This window comes from Kribbella sp. NPDC050124, assembly GCF_044460355.1.
Classification (GTDB): domain Bacteria; phylum Actinomycetota; class Actinomycetes; order Propionibacteriales; family Kribbellaceae; genus Kribbella.
In genome coordinates this window covers 102,465-121,270 of record NZ_JBITJU010000002.1, presented here as the reverse complement: position 1 = coordinate 121,270, position 18,806 = coordinate 102,465, and the positions used below count along the sequence as shown (strand labels likewise).

Annotated in this window: 16 protein-coding genes; 3 read left to right on the top strand and 13 right to left on the bottom strand. The window is 69.4% G+C overall.

Annotated features, from left to right (window positions below; all coding sequences use genetic code 11):
- Nucleotides 1-7 precede the first annotated feature (7 nt).
- The 12 genes from zwf to hisD all read right to left on the bottom strand — a co-directional run bounded on the left by zwf (nucleotide 8) and on the right by hisD (nucleotide 15,400).
- On the bottom strand, nucleotides 8-1,384 hold the full coding sequence (gene zwf, locus ACIBL3_RS07470; protein ID WP_396352423.1) for a glucose-6-phosphate dehydrogenase: 1,377 nt from the start codon (nucleotides 1,382-1,384) through the stop codon (nucleotides 8-10).
- Between the two features lie 34 nt (nucleotides 1,385-1,418).
- The gene (locus tag ACIBL3_RS07465; protein ID WP_396352422.1) at nucleotides 1,419-2,996 is read right to left on the bottom strand and encodes a GMC oxidoreductase; all 1,578 of its coding nucleotides are present in this window, start codon (nucleotides 2,994-2,996) and stop codon (nucleotides 1,419-1,421) included.
- Between the two features lie 57 nt (nucleotides 2,997-3,053).
- Nucleotides 3,054-4,037 (bottom strand): cytochrome d ubiquinol oxidase subunit II, encoded by a 984-nt coding sequence (cydB, locus tag ACIBL3_RS07460; RefSeq protein WP_396352421.1) that lies wholly within the window; start codon nucleotides 4,035-4,037, stop codon nucleotides 3,054-3,056.
- Nucleotides 4,038-4,058: 21 nt separating this feature from the next.
- On the bottom strand, nucleotides 4,059-5,453 hold the full coding sequence (locus tag ACIBL3_RS07455) for a cytochrome ubiquinol oxidase subunit I (protein WP_396352420.1): 1,395 nt from the start codon (nucleotides 5,451-5,453) through the stop codon (nucleotides 4,059-4,061).
- 82 nt (nucleotides 5,454-5,535) lie between these two features.
- The gene (gene cydC / locus ACIBL3_RS07450) at nucleotides 5,536-7,248 is read right to left on the bottom strand and encodes a thiol reductant ABC exporter subunit CydC (RefSeq protein WP_396352419.1); all 1,713 of its coding nucleotides are present in this window, start codon (nucleotides 7,246-7,248) and stop codon (nucleotides 5,536-5,538) included.
- Nucleotides 7,245-8,906, bottom strand: a complete 1,662-nt coding sequence (gene cydD / locus ACIBL3_RS07445; protein WP_396352418.1) for a thiol reductant ABC exporter subunit CydD — start codon at nucleotides 8,904-8,906, stop codon at nucleotides 7,245-7,247. Before cydD ends, cydC begins: the two co-directional genes overlap by 4 nt.
- Nucleotides 8,893-10,185 carry a DUF2254 domain-containing protein gene (locus ACIBL3_RS07440; RefSeq protein ID WP_396352417.1) on the bottom strand — a complete coding sequence of 431 codons (1,293 nt, stop codon included), beginning with the start codon at nucleotides 10,183-10,185 and terminating at the stop codon, nucleotides 8,893-8,895. The genes cydD and ACIBL3_RS07440 overlap by 14 nt, the downstream gene beginning before the upstream one ends.
- A 27-nt stretch (nucleotides 10,186-10,212) precedes the next feature.
- Complete coding sequence (locus ACIBL3_RS07435) at nucleotides 10,213-11,604, bottom strand: glutamate decarboxylase (protein ID WP_396352416.1); 1,392 nt, start codon at nucleotides 11,602-11,604, stop codon at nucleotides 10,213-10,215.
- Nucleotides 11,605-11,722: 118 nt separating this feature from the next.
- A complete protein-coding gene (hisH, locus tag ACIBL3_RS07430) occupies nucleotides 11,723-12,364 on the bottom strand; it encodes an imidazole glycerol phosphate synthase subunit HisH (RefSeq protein WP_396352415.1) in 642 nt (213 codons plus the stop codon).
- On the bottom strand, nucleotides 12,361-12,960 hold the full coding sequence (gene hisB, locus ACIBL3_RS07425; RefSeq protein ID WP_396352414.1) for an imidazoleglycerol-phosphate dehydratase HisB: 600 nt from the start codon (nucleotides 12,958-12,960) through the stop codon (nucleotides 12,361-12,363). The genes hisH and hisB overlap by 4 nt, the downstream gene beginning before the upstream one ends.
- Nucleotides 12,957-14,075 (bottom strand): histidinol-phosphate transaminase, encoded by a 1,119-nt coding sequence (locus tag ACIBL3_RS07420; RefSeq protein WP_396352413.1) that lies wholly within the window; start codon nucleotides 14,073-14,075, stop codon nucleotides 12,957-12,959. Before ACIBL3_RS07420 ends, hisB begins: the two co-directional genes overlap by 4 nt.
- Nucleotides 14,075-15,400, bottom strand: coding sequence for a histidinol dehydrogenase (gene hisD / locus ACIBL3_RS07415; RefSeq protein WP_396352412.1), 1,326 nt, complete (start codon nucleotides 15,398-15,400; stop codon nucleotides 14,075-14,077). Before hisD ends, ACIBL3_RS07420 begins: the two co-directional genes overlap by 1 nt.
- 101 nt (nucleotides 15,401-15,501) lie before the next feature.
- On the opposite strand from hisD, the gene ACIBL3_RS07410 reads away from it, so the two are divergent.
- The 3 genes from ACIBL3_RS07410 to ACIBL3_RS07400 are packed head-to-tail and all read left to right on the top strand — an operon-like array spanning nucleotide 15,502 to nucleotide 16,753.
- Entirely contained in the window at nucleotides 15,502-16,170 is a 669-nt protein-coding gene (locus ACIBL3_RS07410; RefSeq protein ID WP_396352411.1) for an LON peptidase substrate-binding domain-containing protein, read from the top strand.
- Nucleotides 16,171-16,208: 38 nt separating this feature from the next.
- On the top strand, nucleotides 16,209-16,445 hold the full coding sequence (locus tag ACIBL3_RS07405) for a ribbon-helix-helix domain-containing protein (RefSeq protein ID WP_396352410.1): 237 nt from the start codon (nucleotides 16,209-16,211) through the stop codon (nucleotides 16,443-16,445).
- Nucleotides 16,445-16,753 (top strand): type II toxin-antitoxin system PemK/MazF family toxin, encoded by a 309-nt coding sequence (locus tag ACIBL3_RS07400; RefSeq protein ID WP_396352409.1) that lies wholly within the window; start codon nucleotides 16,445-16,447, stop codon nucleotides 16,751-16,753. The genes ACIBL3_RS07405 and ACIBL3_RS07400 overlap by 1 nt, the downstream gene beginning before the upstream one ends.
- Nucleotides 16,754-16,886: 133 nt before the next feature.
- On the opposite strand, the gene ilvD is transcribed toward ACIBL3_RS07400, so the two are convergent.
- Nucleotides 16,887-18,737 (bottom strand): dihydroxy-acid dehydratase, encoded by a 1,851-nt coding sequence (ilvD, locus tag ACIBL3_RS07395; RefSeq protein ID WP_396352408.1) that lies wholly within the window; start codon nucleotides 18,735-18,737, stop codon nucleotides 16,887-16,889.
- Nucleotides 18,738-18,806: the final 69 nt, after the last annotated feature.

Here is an 18,806-nt window from a genome sequence, read left to right as displayed (position 1 = left end):
CCCTGGATCATCCGGCCGGGTCGTGCCAGATCACGTCGTGCGGCAGCAGGGCGTCGGCCTCCTTCGGCCCCCAACTGCCCTTGGCATAGGTGACGACGGGTACGACGTCACCGAGCACCGGCTCGACCACTCGCCAGGCTGCCTCGACCGTGTCCTGCGCGGCGAAGAGCGCCTGCCGGCCCGCGAGCGCCGCGCCGATCAGCCGGTCGTACGGCCGCTGGTCGGATCCCGGCGCCTCGGCGAACGTGAGGTCCTCGGCCTGCGGGGTCCAGCCGGCGCCGGGCTTCTTGCCGGTCAGGGTGATCCCGACCTGGCTCTCCGGCCAGATCCGGAACCGCAGCTGGTTCGTGTCGGCGGCACGCCCCAACTGGAAGAAGTCCTGCGGCGGACGGCGGAACCGGATCGCCACCTCGGTCGCGGTGACCGGCATGCACTTCCCGGCGCGGATCGCGATCGGCACGCCGGACCAGCGCCAGGTGTCGAGGGCGAGACGGACCGCGACGTAGCTCTCGGTCCGCGACTGCGGATCGACACCGGCGACGTCGTGGTAGCCCTCGTACTGGCCGAGCACCGTGTCCTCGGCGGTGAGTGGGCGGAGGGAATTGATGAGCGCTGTCTTCTGCGCCCGCCAGGCGGCGTCGTCGAGACGACCCGGCGGGTCCGCCAGGACGCTCGCGAGCACCTGCAGCATGTGGTTCTGCAGGACGTCGCGGATCGCACCGGTGCGGTCGTAGAAGCTGCCCCGGTCAGCGACGTCGAAGGCTTCCGCCATGGTGATCTGGATGCTCTCCACGTGGTCGCGGTTGAGCAGCGGTTCGATCACCGAGTTGGCGAAGCGGGCGAACAGCACGTTCTCCAGCGGGTCCAGGCCGAGCCAGTGGTCCACCCGGTAGATGGCGTCGTCGGGGAACACCCGGTTCATCGTCGCGTTGAGCTGCTGGGCGCTGGCCAGGTCGGTGCCGAACGGCTTCTCGACCATCACCCGGGCTCCTTCGGCCTTGCCCGCGGTCGCGATGCCCTCGGCGATCCGGCCGAACAGCGGCGGCGGCACCTCGAGGTAGAACAGCGCCCGTCCGCCGGCGCCGACCTCGTCGGCCATCGCGGCATACGTCGCATCGTCGTCGAGGTCGCCGTCGACGTAGCGCAGCAGGCCGAGCATGCCGGCCGCCGCGGGGGTGGCCGGATCGATCCCGTTGGCCCGCAACGACGCCTCCGCGTAGGCGCGGAACTGGTCGAGTCCCCAGCCGCTCTTGGCCACCCCGACGATCGGTACGTCGAGCACACCCCGGTCGACCAGTCCGACCAGGGCAGGGAAGGTCTCCAGCTTCGCGAGGTCACCGGTCGCACCGAAGATGACCAGCGCATCCATGTCGGCGGTTGGCATAGAACTTCTCCTGTTCAGTCCAGTTCAGCCGGTCTCAGCCGAGCCGGTCGATGATGTGGTCGCCGACCCGGAGCGCGTTCGCGATCGCGGTCAGCGAGGGGTTCACGGCGCCGATGCTCGGGAAGAAGCTGGTGTCGACGACGTAGAGGTTGTCGAGGTCGTGGGCCTTGCAGTTCACGTCGAGCGCGGAGCTGGCCGGGTCGTCGCCGAACCGCACGGTGCCGGCCTGGTGAGCGGTGGCGCCGATCGGCATTCCCTTGTGCAGGTAGATGCTGTGGTCGAGCAGCCGGTGTTCGTGCATGCCGAGGTCGCCGAGCATGCCCTCCAGCTTGTGCCGGAGCCGGTGGACGCCCTCGACGTTGTTCTTCTCGTCGAGGGCCAGCTGGATCGAGCCGTCCGCGCGCACCGTGACCCGGTTGTCCGGCTGCGGAAGATCCTCACCGCACAGCCAGAAGTCGACCGCATGGTGGGCGATGGTCTCGAACGGCATGTTCGGTGAGATCTTGCCGGCCCACCGCGGCGCGCCGCTGCGGACCTGCTCGGCGTCGGACTTGCCCAGCATCTGGATCCCGCCGAGCGGGTAGTCCCAGTCGTCGTCGCCGAGGTACCAGTCGTTCATCGCCAGGGTCTTCTCGAACCGGGTCGGGTTCGGCTCCTTCGACACCGCCATCAGCGCCAGGTTGTTGTGCCGCAGGTAGTGCCGGCCGACGACGTCCGAGCTGTTCGCGAGCCCCTGCGGATGGCGGTCGTTCGCCGATTTCAGCAGCAGTACGGCGGAATTGACCGCGCCGCAGGAGACGACCACGAGGTCCGCGCTGAACTGCACGGTGGACCCGTCGATCTCGGTCACCACCTGCGAGACGGTTCGCCCGCCCGGGTCGGTCTCGAGCCGCAGGACGTGCGCGTTCGTCAGCATCGAGACGTTCTCGTGCTGCAGCGCCGGGTCGACGCAGATCACCTGCGCGTCCGACTTCGCTTGGAGCAGGCAGGGGAAACCGTCCACCCGGTCGCACCGGATGCAAGCGCTGTCCCGGGTCGCCCGACCCTGGTCGTCCTGCAGGAGATCGACGCCGATCGGCAGGTGGAACGGATGCAGCCCCTGCTTCTCGAGGTCGTCGCTCAACTGCTGGATCCGGGGCTCGTGCTCGACCGGCGCGAACTTGTACTGCGCACTGGCCGGCCCCTCGGTGGGATCCTCACCGTGACGGCCATGGACCCGGTAGAGATGCTCGGCCTCGGTGTAGTACGGCTCGAAGTCGTCGTACCCCAGCGGCCAGGCGGGTGACACGCCGCCGTGGTGCCGCAGTTCACCGAAGTCCTGCGGTCGCAGCCGGAACAGCGCGGCGCCGTAGAACTTGGTGTTTCCACCCACGTAGTAATTGGTCTCCGGCGGGAACTCGTGGCCGTGTTCGTCGTACCAGAACTCCGGGGCCCGGTACCGGCCCTGGACGAACACCGCCGAGGAGTCCCAGTTCTCGCGTTCTCGTGGCAGGTAGTCCCCCCGTTCGAGCAGCAGCACCCGCTGACCGGACGGCGCCAGCCGATGGGCCAGCGTCCCCCCGCCCGCACCGGTACCGATGATGATCACGTCGTAGTGCTGATCGGCTGCCATCCTTCTACCTTTCGACGTGTGCAGCGCGGATGAATCACCCGTGGCGGGTGACGTGGCCTAGGTACTCAGCCGATGACGGAAGACGACGTACGTCCAGGCCTGGTAGGCCAGCACCAAGGGCATGAAGATCAACGCGACAACGCTCATCACGGTGAGCGCGTAGTCGGCGGATGCCGCGTTGGTCACGGTGAGGCTGTACGCGGCGTCCGTGCTGGAGACGAGGACCTCGGGGTAGAGAGCGGCGAACAGTCCGGCCACAGCACACGCCATCGCCGTCGCCGACAGGACGAACGCCGTACCGTCGCGTGCCGCGTGCACTGCCCAGATGGAGACGGCCAGCGCTGCCGGGCAGACCGCCAGCAGCACGACCGGCGTCCAGCCGTGGTCGGAGATGACCAGGATCCAGACTGCGTAGACCGTGACCACCACGAAGCTCACCCAGCCGAACCACCGCGCGGCGCGATGTGCCTGCGTACGCAGTGCGTCAGTCGTCCTGATGCCCAGGAACGTCCCCCCGTTCACGAGGCAGAGCACCACCAGCGTCACCCCGGTCCACAGGCCGAACGGTGTGAAGAGATCCCAGAACGTGCCGGTGAACTCACCGTCGGCGTCGATCGGAAGGCCGGCGACCAGGTCACCCAGAGCGATCCCGAGGACCAGCGGCGCCACCAGGCTCCCGGTCATCAGCGTGCCGCTCCACAGCCGGCGCCAGTCATGCCGGTCGACCTTGCCGCGGAACTCGAAGGACACGCCGCGCGCGATCAGCGCCACCAGCAGCAGCACCACCGCGAGGTAGGCCGCCGAGAACCAGCTGGCGTACCAGTCCGGGAAGGCGGCGAAGATCGCCGCACCGCCGACGATCAGCCAGACCTCGTTGCCGTCCCAGAACGGGCCGACCGTGTTGATCGCCACCCGGCGCTCGCGTCCGGTCCGGCCGACGAACCGGTGCAGCATCCCGACACCGAAGTCGAAGCCCTCCAGCACGAAGAAGCCGGTCCACAGGATCGCGATGATCACGAACCACAGCTCGGGTAGTCCCACAGTCGCCTCCCGGAACGCTCGCTAGTAGGTGATCGCCGGCGTCCGGGGATCACGGCCGGGTTCCTCGGCATGCTCGAGCTCGAGGCCGCGCCGGGCGTAGCGCAGCATCAGGAAGCCGTACACGATCCCGAGCAGCACGTAGACGATGACGAGCACCGCGATGCTGATCGCCAGCTCGGTCGTGCTGACCGAGGAGGAAACGCCGTCCGCGGTCTTCATCAGCCCCTGCACGAGCCACGGCTGGCGGCCGTTCTCGGTCAGCATCCAGCCGGCCGTGTTCATCACGAACGGCGCCAGCACCGCCCAGGTCGCCACCGCGAGGAACACCCGCGACTGCGTCAGTTTGCGGCGGTACAGCAGCCACGCGCCCCACAGCGCGAGCAGCGTTGTCAGGCTGCCGAGGTAGGCCATCACCCGCATCGACCAGTACTGCACGAACACGTTCGGCACGTATTCGCCAGGTCCGTACCGCTGGACGTCGGCCGCTTGCAGTTCGTTGAGGCCCTCCACCTCGCCGTCCCACGTTCCCGTGGCCAGCACGGACAGCAGATGGGGTACTTCGATGAGCTGTGTCGGTGTCTCGTCGTTCCTGCCGCCGCCGATCTGGAACAGCGAGAACGAGCAGGGCTGACAGGTTTCCCACTGAGCCTCGGCGGCGGAGATCTTCATCGGCTGGTACTCCGCCTCCACCACACCGAGGTGGCTGCCGACCCCCAGCGCCAGGATCGAGGCCGGGACCAGGGCGATGATCGCGAGTTTTGCCGACCCGCGGAAGATTCCGCCGTCCGCGCGGCGCCGGAGCTGCCACGCGGACACCGCCAGCATCAGCACGGCTCCGGTCACCAGCGAGGCCAGCAGCACGTGGATGTAACCCCACACGAACACCGGGTTCGTGAACAGGTCGCCGATCGAACTGAGCTCCGGCCGCCCGGTCTCGGCGTTGATGGTGTAGCCCACCGGGTGCTGCATCCACGAGTTCGCGGCCATGATGAACGCGGCCGAGAGCGAGGCCCCGACGGCGACCAGCCAGATCGTGGCCAGGTGGACCCGCCGGGGCAGCACGTTCCAGCCGAAGACCCATAACCCCAGGAACGTCGACTCCAGGAAGAACGCCGCCAATCCCTCCATCGCCAGCGGCGCGCCGAACACGTCGCCGACGAACCGCGAGTACGCCGACCAGTTCATGCCGAACTGGAACTCCTGCACCAGCCCGGTGACTACCCCGACGGCGATGTTGATCAGCAGCAGGTGGCCGAAGAACCGGGTCAAACGTTTGTGGTCGTCCTTGCCCGATCGGTACCACTTGGTGTGCAGGACGGCCACCAGGAACGCCAGCCCGATCGTCACCGGGACGAAGACGAAGTGGTAGATGGTGGTCGTGGCGAACTGGATACGCGCAAGATCGGTCGGGTCCATCCCCTCCCCCTCCCCCGGGCTGATCGTCCCTCGTCGAAAGTCGTCGTCCCCGGCAGGCTCACGCGGGCTCACCATCGAGACATCACTCGCGGTGGATGAGATCCGCCTGTTCTCTGGCCCAGATCCGCGCGTACGCCCGGCCCGCCGCGAGCAGCTCCGCGTGCGTACCCGACTCGACCACCCGGCCCGCTTCCAGCAGCACGATCCGCTCGACGGCCTCCAGCCCGCTCAGCCGGTGGGTGATGAGCAGGGTGGTCCGCCCGGAGGCCGCGGTGAGCAGGTTCGAGGTCAGCGCGTCCGCGGCCCGCGGATCGAGATGCTCGGTCGGCTCGTCGAGAATCAGCACCGGAAAGTCCGCCAGCAGAGCGCGAGCGACGACGAGCCGCTGCCGCTGGCCGCCCGAGAGCCGGGCCCCGTGCTCGCCGACTTCGGTGGCCAGGCCGTTGGGCAGATCATCGACCCAGGCCAGCAGCCCGACCACTGCCAATGCGGACCGAACCTGGGCCTCGGTCGCCTCTGGTCGCGCCAGGCGGAGGTTGTCGCCGATCGTCCGGTCGAAGACATGAGCGTCTTGCTCGGCCACGCCGACCACCCGCCGGAGTACCTCCGATTCCAGGTCGCCGAGACAGACCCCGTTCAGCGACGCCGTACCGGACTCGAGGTCGAGGAACCGCAGCAGTACGGCGGCCAGCGTGGACTTGCCCGCCCCACTTGGCCCGACCACCGCAACGCGGTCGCCAGGAGCCAGATCCAAGTCGATTCCGTCGAGCGCGAGCGGTCCGGACGGGTAGCGCGCCCGCACGCCGCGGAGGCGGATCGAGTACGGCGCGGCCGGTAGCGGCACCGGATTCGCCGGCTCGCGGACCGGGTCGTCGACAGCCAGGAGAGCGCCTACCCGGGCGCGGCTCAGTCGTACCCGCTCGAAGGTCGCGAAGGCCTGCGGGAGCCCGGTGACCAGCTCGAAGGCGGCCAACGAGACCAGGACGACGACGGTGAGCAGGACTCCCGGGAGCTGGCCGTTGTCGACGGCAACGATTCCGGCCACGAGCACACCCCAGCCGCACAGGCCCGCGAGCAGTGTGGTGAGCCCGGAGCCGGTCCCGGCGGTGCGAGCAGCTCCCCGGGCCACCGCGCTCAACTCGGCATCGGCTCGCTCGGCCCGCCGCAACTGCGCTTGCGCAGCGCCGTACGCGATCAGGTCTGGCGCACCGTGGACCAAGTCGACCACCGCGGTCGACAACTCGCCTCGGGTCGTCGACTGGCTTGCCTCGGACCGCCGCACGAGGTGCCTGGCGAGAACGGGGACGGCGGTCGCGCAGAGCAGCGCGGCCACCACAACCACCACACCGGCGGTCGGCACCAAGGTCCCCACCAGACCGGCCGTCAACCCGATGGAGGCACCGAAAACGACGTACGGCGGGACGACGCGCAGCAGCAGGTCCTGCAGTGAATCCACGTCGTCGACGAACCTGGCCAGCAGATCACCGCTCCGGAACCGCGGCAGGCCTGCCGGGGCGAGACGCTCGAGCCCGGCGTACACCTTCATCCGTACGTCGGCCAGCGCACGGAAGGCCGCATCATGGCCGACCAGGCGCTCGGCGTATCGGAGCAGCCCGCGAGTGATCCCGAAGAACCGCACCCCGACCACGGCGAGTCCCAGCGCGGCCATGTTGGGGCGCTCGGAAGCGCGGGCGATCAGCCAGCCGGCGGTCGCCGCGAGACCGAGGCCGGCGGCGGCACCACCCGCTCCGAGCAGACTCGCCGCAGCCAGCCGGGTCGTGACGCCGGACCTCATCGGTGCTCCAGCGACATCGCGCGCTCCAACCGGATCTCCCGGTCCGCCAGCGCGACCAGCCCCGGACGGTGCGCGGCGATCAACGCGGTATGTCCGACGGTCAATCGAACGATCGCATCGAGGACCGACGCCTCTGTCTCTCCGTCCAGGTTGGCCGTCGGCTCGTCCAGCAGGAGCAGAGGCGCATCCATCAAGAACGCCCGCGCCAGCGCAACGCGCTGCTTCTCCCCCGCGGACAGACCGGTGCCGCGCTCGCCCAGCGGCGTCGCGAGACCCCGAGGCAGCCGTTCGGTCAGCTGTTCCAGCCCGGCGTCGTGAATCGCCCGCCGCACGTCGTCCTCGGCAGCGTCCGGCCTGCCCAGCCTGACGTTGTCGGCCAGGCTCGCGGCCAGCAGGTACGGCCGTTGCGGAACCCACGCCACATTCCGGCGCCAGCTGGTCAGGTCGAGCTCTGCAAGGTCCACCCCGCAGACCGTCACCTGCCCGGAGTCCACACCGACGAAGCCCAGCAGTACGGCGATCAGGGTCGACTTCCCGCTGCCGCTCGGACCAGTCAACGCCACCACTTCATTCGGCCGAATCGACAGGCTGACCCGGTCGAGCGCCGGTCCGGCCCGATCCGGATAGCTGACACACACCTCGTCCATGCGCAGTTCCAGCGACGCGCAGCGCTGGACACTCGAGCCCGTACGCCGGTCCGGACGCGGGCTGTCCAGCACCGTGAACACCTGGTCTGCCGCGGCGGCGCCGTCCGTGGCGGCGTGGAAGCTCGCACCGAGTGTGCGCAGTGGGAGATAGGCCTCAGGAGCCAGGATGAGCACGAACAAGCCGGTCGAGAGGTCGAGACCACCGCTGACGAGCCGGATGCCGACAGCCACCGCGACGACTGCCACCGACAACGAAGCGAGCAACTCAAGCACGAGGGACGACAGGAAAGCCACTCGCAGCGTGCCCATGGTTTCCCTGCGGAAGTCGTCGGTCGCGCGCCGTACCAGGGCTGCCTGCGAACGTGCCCGCCCGAACACCTTCAGCGTCGTCAGCCCGGCGACGCTGTCGAGAAAGTGGCCCCCTAGACGCTGGAGCGTGGCGAGGCGCTTGGCCGCCTGAGCCTTGGAGCCGGCGCCGACGACGGCCATCAACAGCGGGATCAGGGGAACCGTGACAGCGACAATCGCCGCGGCCACGATGTCCTGGGTCACGGTCGCCACGATGACTGCGGTGGGGACGACGATCGCCAGCACCAGTTGTGGCAGGTAGCGAGTCAAGTAGCCGTCGAGGGAATCCAGGCCGCGGGTGGCGAGCGTCTCGAGCTCGGCGGTGCGGTGCCGCGCGAGCCAGGACGGGCCCAGGTCGACAACGTGCCGAAGCAGGGACATCCGCAGCTCCGACTTGGCCTGCGTACCGGCCCGGTACGCCATCAACTCTGCCCACCAGGCGAGTCCGGCGCGGGCGCTGACGATGCCGAGCAGGACCAGTAGCGGACTACGCAACTCGGCGAGCCCCGCGCCGTTCTGGAAAGACCTGGAGAGCAGCCCTGCCAGGAGCCAAGCCTGCGCGACGACCAACACCGATGTCGCAACCCCGAGGCCGGCAGCGCGCAGCAACAACTCCCTGACCGCCCGCGTCCGGGTGACCAGTCTCGGGTCAACGGCGGGCATCGGAGGTCTCGCCGGGCCGGGTGGTGCCGATGCCTTGCCGGTCGCTCATTCGCGCCACCGCACGGTTGAACGGGTCGGCGAACGCAGCGTCGGTCGCCCGGTCCAAGGCGTCGAGCTGATCTTGTACGGCCGCTCGGCGTGCGGGCAGAACCCCGGCCCGCAGGTCCTCGAGCATGGCCCGCAGCCGCCGGCAGATCTGCGGCGAGGTGGCGCCGTAGTTGCGGATCTCGGTCACTCCGAGGTCGAGATAGTCCGCCCAGGCGCGGGTCCGGAGCACCAGGCGGACCCGCCCGTCGGTGTCCAGGGCGGTCCCCCGGAAGGCGCGGTCGGAGGACCCGATCCGGAGCAGGAAATCGCCGATGTGGTCGAGCACCTGAGACGCCGTGGTGGGATCGTTGACCGCCGGGGACAGCGCGCGGATGGCGATGTCGACCAGGATGCGCAGTGCGAAGGCAGGGTCCTGGTCGATGGTGCGCTCACGGCCCAGCGCGACCATCGAAGCCAACCGGCGCAGGTCGGTCTCGCTCGCCGGCCCGTGCACCTCGATCAGCACGCTCCCTGCCGTCACGAAGTCACCGATCGTGTGCGGTACGACGCAGACCAGCCCGTGAGCCGCCGCGAACCGGACGAGACCCGTGATGTCGACGTCCTGGATGGCTCCCGACCGAGGCGCCGGCACTCTCGCACCCGGCGTACCGCGCCGGTCGCTCTGATCGCCGGACCCGGCAGCCGTGCTGAGGCCGTCCTCCTCGGCCTCGATCGCGATGCCGGCCTCGGCCATCGCCGCCGCGACGGCGACCGGCCGGAGGGCGTGCACGAATCGATCGAAGTACAACAGCAGCAGGATCAGGTCGGCGCCGACCGCCAGTCCGACCAAGGTGATGCCCAGGTTGGGCACGGAGTCGGCCTCGACATGGCGCAGCAGGGCGAAGGTGAACGTGAACGTGGCCGTGAACGCCGCGAGCACGAACCGCTGCAGCCGATCCCGGTACCACAGCCGCATGAAGCGTGGCGACAGCGTGCCGGTCGCCATCTGCACGACGAGCACGCCGATCGTGACCACGAAGCCGATCAGCCCGACCATCGCCGCCGCGGCGGCCGACAGCACGCTGTTCGCGGTGCCCGCGGAGTATGACCACTCCGGCGGCATGGAGATCCGGCCCTCGATCCACACGTCGACATCGGCCAGCACCGCACCGACCAGGCCACCGATCAGCGGCACCACCCACAGGCTCTGCCGGATGAACTGGCGGGTCCGGAAGCCGGCTGCCCAGGACATCACCGGACGTTGTCCGTTCACGACCGGTCAGTGATGGAACCCGGCCGGCGCCTTCTCCTGCGGCATCGGGGCCGTCAGCCCGTCGAGCCACTCGACCGCGACCCGCAGGTCCCGCAGGAACAGTTCGGCCATGTCGTGACTGAACCCGTTGCGCACCACCACCCGCAGCACGACCAGGTCCTCCCGGTTCGGCGGCATCGTGTACGCCGGCACCAGCCAGCCCCGCTCGCGCAGCTTCCGGGACACGTCGTACGCCGTGTACTTCGTGATGCCGTCGGCCATCCGGAACGCGAACACCGGCAGGTCGCGCCCGTCCGAGACCAGCTCGAACGCGGGCATCTCCTTGATCGCGTCGCTGAGGTGGACGGCGACGTCCTGACAGGTCTGCTGGATACGCCGGTAGCCGTCCCGGCCGAGTCGCAGGAACTGGAAGTACTGCAGCAGGACCTGCGCGCCGGGGCGGGAGAAGTTCAGCGCGAACGTCGGCATGTCACCGCCGAGGTAGTTCACCTTGAAGACGAGTTCCTCGGGCAGGTTCTGGCTGTGCCGCCACAGCACCCAGCCGACGCCCGGGTAGACCAGCCCGTACTTGTGACCCGACGCCTGGATCGAGGCCACTCGCGGTAGCCGGAAGTCCCACACCAGGTCAGGCTGCAGGAACGGAGCCACGAAGCCACCGGACGCGGCATCGACGTGCACAGGCACCGACAATCCGGTCCGCTGCTCCAGGTCGTCCAGAGCGGCACAGATCTCGGCGACCGGCTCGTAGCTGCCTTCCATCGTCGAACCGAGCACCACGACCACTCCGATGGTGTTCTCGTCCACGAACCGCAAGGCCCGGTCGGCGGTCAGGTAGAGGTCGTCACCCTCCAGTGGCACGTACCGCGGCTCGACGTCCCAGTACTCGGCGAACTTCTCCCACACCACCTGCACGTTCTGGCCCATCACGAGGTTGGGCCGATCGGCCGGCTTACCCGCGGCCCGCCGGGCGTGCTGCCAGCGCCGTTTGAGCGCCAGCCCGCCGAGCATGCAGCCCTCGGAACTTCCGGTCGTCGACGTCCCGATCGCGTCCGCCGCGTCCGGGGCGTTCCACAGATCGGCGAGCATCAGCACGCACCGGCTCTCGATCTCCGCCGTCTGCGGGTACTCGTCCTTGTCGACCATGTTCTTGTCGACCGTCTCGGCGTACAGCCGGTCCGCCTCGTCGTCCATCCACGTGGTCACGAACGTGGCCAGGTTGAACCTGGCGTTGCCGTCCAGCATGACCTCGTCCCGGACGATCTGGTACGCCGACTGCGGCAGCATCTCGTGATCCGGCATCCGGTCCTTCGGCACCGCCAGGACGCTGTCCCGGGTGAAGCGTGGCATCACGGCCAGATCGCCGGAAGCCCGTTCCGTGGTGCTGCTGATCCCACCCATCGCCTACCCCCCTCGATCACGACGACATGTCTTGCCGCCGCGATCCATCCCACACCGGGGAGCCGGTGCCGTCCTCACCCTCTCCGCATGAGGCGCTGAGGTTTGGCCCGTGCCGGAGTCAGAGCGAGCGAACCCAGTTCGCCAGCAACGCGGCGCCGGCGTCGCCGGACTTCTCCGGGTGGAACTGGGTGGCCGAGAGGGGTCCGTTCTCGACCGCGGCGACGAAGCGGTCTTCGCCGTACGTCGTCCAGGTCACCAACGGGGTCACCGACTCGCGGGTGCCGGTGAGCTCCCAGGCGCGGACGCCGTACGAGTGGACGAAGTAGAACCGCTCCTTCTCGATGCCGTCGAACAGCGCGGTGCCGGCCGGGACGTCGACGGTGTTCCAGCCCATGTGCGGGACCGGCTCGGCGTTCTGCGGCTGCAGGCGCTCGACCGTCCCGGGCCACTGCTCGCAGCCCTCGGTCTCGACGCCGTGCTCGATTCCGCGGGCGAACAGGATCTGCATGCCGACGCAGATGCCGAGCACCGGGCGGCCGCCGGTGAGCCGGCGGTCGACGATGACATCGCCGCGGACTGATTTCAGCCCGGTCATGCAGGCCTCGAAGGCGCCGACGCCGGGGACCAGCAGGCCGTCGGCGTTGAGCGCCTGCTCGTAGTCCGAGGTGACGGTGACGTCCGCGCCGACGCGTTGCAGCGCCCGCTCCCCCGACCGGATGTTGCCCGAGCCGTAGTCGAGCAGGACGACCTTCTTGCTCACAGGGCACCCTTGGTGGAGGGGATACCCGGCTGCCGTGGGTCCGGCTCGGCCGCCGCCCGCAGGGCCCGGGCAAAGGCCTTGAACTGGGCCTCGACGATGTGGTGCGGGTCGCGACCGGACAACACCCGGATGTGGACGCAGATCGCGGCGTTGAACGCGAGCGTCTCGAAAACGTGCTGGGTCAGTGAACCGGCGTAGTCGCCGCCGATGATCGCGTACACCTGACCGTCCGGCTCACCGGTGTGCACGCAGTACGGCCGGCCGGACAGGTCGACCGTGCAGTGCACGAGCGCCTCGTCCAGCGGCACCGTCGCGTCGCCGAACCGGCGGATGCCGCGCTTGTCGCCCAGCGCCTCCTTCAGCGCCTGGCCGATCCCGATCGCGGTGTCCTCGACGGTGTGGTGGGCGTCGATCTCGAGGTCGCCGACGGTGTTCACGTGCAGGTCCAGCAACGCGTGCTTGGCCAGCGCGTTGAGCATGTGGTCGTAGAACCCGACCCCGGTGGAGATGTCGGCCCGGCCCTCACCGTCGAGGTTCAGCTCGACCAGAACCTTCGACTCACTCGTCTCCCGGTCGATCCGTGCGGTGCGACTCATGTCAGCCTTCCCGTTTCCGTCTTGAGGACGCGCTCCAGGGAAGCGCGGAATGCGGCCATCTCGGCGCCGGTGCCGATCGAGACCCGCAGCCAGCCGTCCGGGCCGGTCTCGCGGATCAGCACGCCGTCGTCCAGCAGGGACTGCCAGACCGCGTGCCGGTCGGCGAAGGTGCCGAACAGGACGAAGTTCGCGTCCGAGTCGACCGCGCGCAGGCCGAGCGACCGCAGCCAGTCGACCGTCTCGTCCCGCTCGACCCGCAACTGCTCGACCCGGCCGAGCAGCTCGTCGGAGTGCCGCAGCGCGGCCCGCGCGACCGCCTGGGTCACCGCGGACAGGTGGTACGGCAGCCGCACGATCCGCAGGGCGTCCACCAACAGCTCGCTCGCGGCAAGGTATCCGACCCGGCCACCGGCCATCGCGAACGCCTTCGACATCGTCCGCGCGACCGCCAGGTTCGGGTACGACGGCAGCAGCGTGACAGCACTCGGAGTCCCGGTCCGGCGGAACTCGGCGTACGCCTCGTCGACCACCAAGACGGCACCCATCGCCGCCGTGCGGGCGGCGATCGCCTCGACCACCTCGATCGGCAGCGCCGTGCCGGTCGGGTTGTTCGGCGAGGCGAGCAGCACGACGGACGGGTGGTGCCGGGAGATCGCGGCCAGCGCCTTGCTCTGGTCGAGGGTGAAGTCCTCGGCCCGGCGGCCGGTCACCCAGCCGGTGTTCGTGTCCCGCGCGTACTCCGGGTACATCGAGTAGGTCGGGGCGAAGGACAGCGCCGTACGCCCCGGGCCGCCGAAGGCCTGCAGGATGTGCAGCATGACCTCGTTGGAGCCGTTCGCCGCCCAGACCTGCTCGGCGGTGAGCTGCGCCCCGGACTCACGGCCCAAGTACGCCGCGAGGTCCGCGCGCAGGTCGAGGAACTCGCGGTCCGGGTAGCGGTTCATGCCCCGAGCGGCCACGGCGACCGACGCGGTGATGTCCGCGACGGTCTCCTCGCTGGGCGGGTACGGGTTCTCGTTGACGTTGAGCAGGATCGGGACGTCGAGTTGCGGGGCGCCGTACGGCTCGAAGCTCTTCAGCTCGTCGCGGAGCGGCAACCCGTCGAAGCGGCCCATCAGCTCTCCCCGGGGAATCGCACGCTGACCGCGGCGCCGTGGGCCGGCAGGTCCTCCGCGTGGGCGAGCGCGACCACGTGGCCGGCGACGTCCTGGAGGGCCTCGCGGGAGTAGTTCACGACGTGCACGGCCTTCAGGAAGCTGCGCACGGACAGGCCCGACGAGTGGCAGGCGCAGCCCGCGGTCGGCAGCACGTGGTTGGACCCCGCGCAGTAGTCGCCCAGGGACACCGGCGACCAGCCGCCGACGAAGATCGCGCCGGCGTTGGTGATCAGCCCGGCCCGCTCCTCGGCGTCCGCGGTCTGGATCTCCAGGTGCTCGGCGGCATACGCGTCCACGACCGCGGTGCCCTGGTCCAGGTCGTCCACGAGTACGACGGCCGACTGCTGACCGTTGAGCGCTTCGGTCACGCGGTCCTGGTGCTTGGTCCTGGCGACCTGGAGCGGCAACTCGGCCTCCACCTTGGCGGCGAGGGTCTCGCTCGGCGTCACCAGCACGCTGGCGGCCATCGGGTCGTGCTCGGCCTGGCTGATCAGGTCGGCGGCGACGTGCGCCGGGTCGGCGGTGTCGTCGGCCAGGATCGCGATCTCGGTCGGGCCGGCCTCGGAGTCGATGCCGACCTCGCCGAGCAGGAAGCGCTTGGCCGCGACGACGTAGATGTTGCCGGGACCCGTGATCAGGTTGACCTTCTTGCACCCGTCAAAGCCGTAGGCGAACCCGGCGATCGCTTGCGCGCCGCCCATCGCGTAGACCTCTTCGATCCCGAGCAGCGCGCACACGGCGAGCACAGTCGGGTGCGGCAGACCGCCGAACTCCTTCTGGGGTGGGGATGCGATCGCAAGCGACGGGACACCGGCCACCTGCGCCGGTACGACGTTCATCACCACGGACGACGCCAGCGGCGCGCGGCCACCCGGGACGTACAGGCCGACGCGCTGGACTGGGACGAAGCGCTGCGTGACCCGGCCGCCGGGCGCGGGCTCGGAGGCGATGTCGGCGGTCAGCTCGTCCTGGCTGACCTCGCGGACCCGGCGGATCGACTCCTCGAACGCGCTGCGCACCTCGGGGTCGAGCTCCTCGAGCGCCGTCTTCAGGGCGTCGGCCGGAACCCGGATGTCCTCGACTCGCACATGGTCGAACTTCTCGCCGTACTCCCTGATCGCCTCGAGTCCACGATGGCGGACGTCCAGGCAGATCGGTCGGACGACGTCGAGAGCCTTCTCGACGTCGAACACGGCTCGGGGGACGAGGGCGTTCACTTCGGCTTGGAGGTCAGGCACCTCACCGGCCGCCACTCGGCCCCGCAGGTCGACGCGGCGAATCATGGCCTCAGTCTAGTGGTGACGGCCCGCGAGCTTCGCCCCATATCCACAGGCTGGCTGTCACGAGGCGTGATCACGGGGTAGCGGGCACTAAGCTCGTCGGCATGGACTCCCGCCTGCCGCTGCTCACTGTCGACACGGTGATCTTCCCCGGGCTGGTGCTCCCCATTCCGGTCACCGACGTCCAGGGGCGCGCGGTGATCCGCGACCTGGTCGAGAACGGTGGCGAACTGGTCTGCGGCGCCCTCGCGGTCCGGGACGGGTACGAGTTGGGCGAGCGGGTGTTCCGGTCGCTGTACGGCACCGGCTGCGCGGCGACGATCTCCGAGATCACGCTGGACGCGGACGACGACGGGCCGGTCGAGATCACGCTGACCGGCAGCCGGCGGTTCAAGGTGGCGGAGCTGGACGGCAGCGGCGACTACCTGGTCGCGGACGTCGAGTGGCTGGTCGAGAGCCTCGGCGACGACCCGCTGGGCGCGGCGACCATCGCGATCGACCGGTTCCGGCGGTACGCCGCTGCCGTCACCGAGATCAGCCGCCCCGGCTTGCACATCGCCGACCTCCCCGACGACCCGAGCACCCTGTCCTACCTGATCTCGGCCGCGATGACGCTGATCACGCCCGACCGCCAGAAACTCCTGGAAGCCACCGACACCACGTCCCGCCTGGCCCAACTGGTCGGCCTCCTGGACAGCGAGCTGACCGCCATCGCCGCCCTCCCCTCCCTCCCCGCCACCGACATCAGCTGGTCGACGATGGCCCCGAACTGACCCTACCGATCTGAATCCCAGGTTGGTATGGTTTTGGTATGAGTAAGCAAATCACTGTGCGGTTGCCGGACGAACTGGTCGAGTTCATGGACCAGCTGGTGGCGGCCCACAAGGCGTCGAGCCGGGCTACCGTGGTCGCCCGGGCGATGGAGCGTGAGCGCCGCCGGGAGCTGGCCGCGCGCGATCTCGCCATCCTGGCCGAACACGGTGATTACGAGGACCTGGACGGCCTGGCCGCCGCCGCGTCCGGGACCGTGCTCAGCGACCTCGACTGATGCGGCCGATCCACATCGCCCGGCTGGACAAGCCGCGGCCGGTCGTGGTCCTGACCCGTGAGCTGATCCGCCCGCGCCTCACCAACGTGACGGTCGCGCCGATCACCAGCACCATCCGCGGCCTGTCCACCGAGGTCCCGGTCGGCCGCCGCAACGGCCTCGACCACGACAGCGCGATCTCCTGCGACAACATCCAGACGATCCCCAAGCTCCAGCTGGGCCGCCTGATCGGCCACCTCCATCCCGACCAGGAGGCCCAGCTGTACGAGTCGATCGTCCTCGCCTTCGACCTGGAAGACCCCCTCTGACCCCGGATGGCTCACCGAGTCGTCACATTCGATCGTCCCCGCCAGCGTGTCGCCAGCCAAAATCCACAACTCGACTACACCGTGGCCCGGACTCACCCGGCAGCCGACATCGTCGTACAAGCCGCCCGAAGGTTCACCCCAGCTTCGTCACGTCGCGGACGGCGCCTTTGTCGGCACTCGTCGCCATGGCGGCGTACGCGCGGAGCGCCTGCGAGACCTTGCGGTCGCGGTTCTTCGGCGCGTAGACGCCGTTCAGCGCGGCGCGGCGGGTGTCGAGCTCCTCGTCGGACACGAGCAGCTCGATCGAGCGGTTCGGGATGTCGATGCGGATCTGGTCGCCGTCCTGGACCAGGGCGATGATGCCGCCCGACGCCGCCTCGGGTGAGGCGTGGCCGATGGAGAGTCCCGACGTACCGCCGGAGAAGCGGCCGTCGGTGACCAGCGCGCAGACCTTGCCCAGGCCGCGGCCCTTCAGGAACGACGTCGGGTAGAGCATCTCCTGCATGCCCGGACCGCCCTTCGGGCCCTCGTAGCGGATCACTACGACATCACCCGGCTGGACCTGCTTGGCGAGGATCTTCTCGACCGCTTCCTCCTGCGACTCGCACACCACCGCAGGACCCTGGAACGTCCAGATCGACTCGTCCACACCGGCTGTCTTCACCACGCAACCGTCAACAGCCAGGTTGCCCTTCAGTACGGCGAGCCCGCCGTCCTTGGAGTAGGCGTGCTCGAGATCGCGGATGCACCCGTTGGCCGCGTCGGTGTCGAGTGTGTCCCACCGCTCCGACTGCGAGAACGCCGTCGCCGACCGCTTGCACCCCGGCGCCGCGTGCCACAGCTCGACCGCCTCCGGCGACGGCGAACCGCCGCGCAGGTCCCACGTCTTCAGCCACTCGTCGATGGAGTCGCTGTGCACGGTGGTCACGTTCTCGCTCAGCAGTCCGGCCCGGTGCAGCTCACCGAGGATCGCCGGGATGCCGCCGGCCCGGTGCACGTCCTCCATGTAGTAGGTCCCGCTCGGCGCCACGTTCGGCGCGACCTTGGCCAGGCACGGCACCCGGCGCGACACCGCGTTGATGTCGTCCAGGTCGAAGCCGACCTCGGCCTCCTGGGCGGCCGCGAGCAGGTGCAGGATCGTGTTGGTCGAGCCGCCCATCGCGATGTCCAGCGCCATCGCGTTGCCGAACGCCTCCTTGGACGCGATCGAGCGCGGCAGCACGGTGGCGTCGTCGGTGTCGTAGTACCGCTTGGTGATCTGTACGACGGTCTCGCCGGCCTTCTCGTACAGCGCCCGGCGGGCGGTGTGGGTGGCGAGCACCGAGCCGTTGCCGGGCAGCGACAGGCCGATCGCCTCGGTCAGGCAGTTCATCGAGTTCGCGGTGAACATGCCCGAGCAGGAGCCGCAGGTCGGGCAGGCGTTCTCTTCGATCCGCAGGATGTCGGCGTCGGAGACGTTCTCGTTGACCGCCTCGGACATCGCGTCGATCAGGTCGAGCTTGCGCACGGTCCCGTCGACCAGCGTCGCCCGGCCGGCCTCCATCGGGCCGCCGGAGACGAACACGGTCGGGATGTTCAACCGCAGCGCGGCCATCAGCATGCCCGGGGTGATCTTGTCGCAGTTCGAGATGCACACCAGCGCGTCCGCGCAGTGCGCCTCGACCATGTACTCGACCGAGTCCGCGATCAGGTCCCGCGACGGCAGGCTGTAGAGCATCCCGCCGTGACCCATCGCGATCCCGTCGTCGACGGCGATGGTGTTGAACTCGCGCGCGATCCCACCGGCCGCGTGGATGGCCTCGGACACGATCCGGCCGACCGGTGCGAGGTGGGTGTGGCCGGGGACGAACTCGGTGAAGCTGTTCGCCACCGCGATGATCGGCTTGCCGAAGTCCTCCCGGGCGACCCCGGAGGCCTGCATGAGCGCGCGGGCGCCCGCCATGTTGCGGCCGTGGGTGACAGTACGGGACCTCAGAGCAGGCACGGGGTATCTCCTTGCGGCTGGACGACTCCACTGATGGTGCCACGCCCGTCCAGATGGCGGTACGCGGGT

Excerpts from the sequence above, each read along its gene's own strand:
- zwf (WP_396352423.1), bottom strand. The coding sequence starts at position 1,384 with ATGCCAACCGCCGACATGGATGCGCTGGTCATCTTCGGTGCGACCGGT.
- ACIBL3_RS07435 (WP_396352416.1), bottom strand. The coding sequence starts at position 11,604 with ATGGGTGGGATCAGCAGCACCACGGAACGGGCTTCCGGCGATCTGGCC.
- ACIBL3_RS07455 (WP_396352420.1), bottom strand. The coding sequence starts at position 5,453 with ATGGACCCGACCGATCTTGCGCGTATCCAGTTCGCCACGACCACCATC.
- cydC (WP_396352419.1), bottom strand. The coding sequence starts at position 7,248 with ATGAGGTCCGGCGTCACGACCCGGCTGGCTGCGGCGAGTCTGCTCGGA.
- ACIBL3_RS07420 (WP_396352413.1), bottom strand. The coding sequence starts at position 14,075 with ATGGGCCGCTTCGACGGGTTGCCGCTCCGCGACGAGCTGAAGAGCTTC.
- ACIBL3_RS07410 (WP_396352411.1), top strand. The coding sequence starts at position 15,502 with ATGGACTCCCGCCTGCCGCTGCTCACTGTCGACACGGTGATCTTCCCC.
- ACIBL3_RS07400 (WP_396352409.1), top strand. The coding sequence starts at position 16,445 with ATGCGGCCGATCCACATCGCCCGGCTGGACAAGCCGCGGCCGGTCGTG.
- ACIBL3_RS07440 (WP_396352417.1), bottom strand. The coding sequence starts at position 10,185 with ATGTCCTGGGCAGCCGGCTTCCGGACCCGCCAGTTCATCCGGCAGAGC.
- ACIBL3_RS07405 (WP_396352410.1), top strand. The coding sequence starts at position 16,209 with ATGAGTAAGCAAATCACTGTGCGGTTGCCGGACGAACTGGTCGAGTTC.
- hisD (WP_396352412.1), bottom strand. The coding sequence starts at position 15,400 with ATGATTCGCCGCGTCGACCTGCGGGGCCGAGTGGCGGCCGGTGAGGTG.
- hisB (WP_396352414.1), bottom strand. The coding sequence starts at position 12,960 with ATGAGTCGCACCGCACGGATCGACCGGGAGACGAGTGAGTCGAAGGTT.
- cydD (WP_396352418.1), bottom strand. The coding sequence starts at position 8,906 with ATGCCCGCCGTTGACCCGAGACTGGTCACCCGGACGCGGGCGGTCAGG.
- ACIBL3_RS07465 (WP_396352422.1), bottom strand. The coding sequence starts at position 2,996 with ATGGCAGCCGATCAGCACTACGACGTGATCATCATCGGTACCGGTGCG.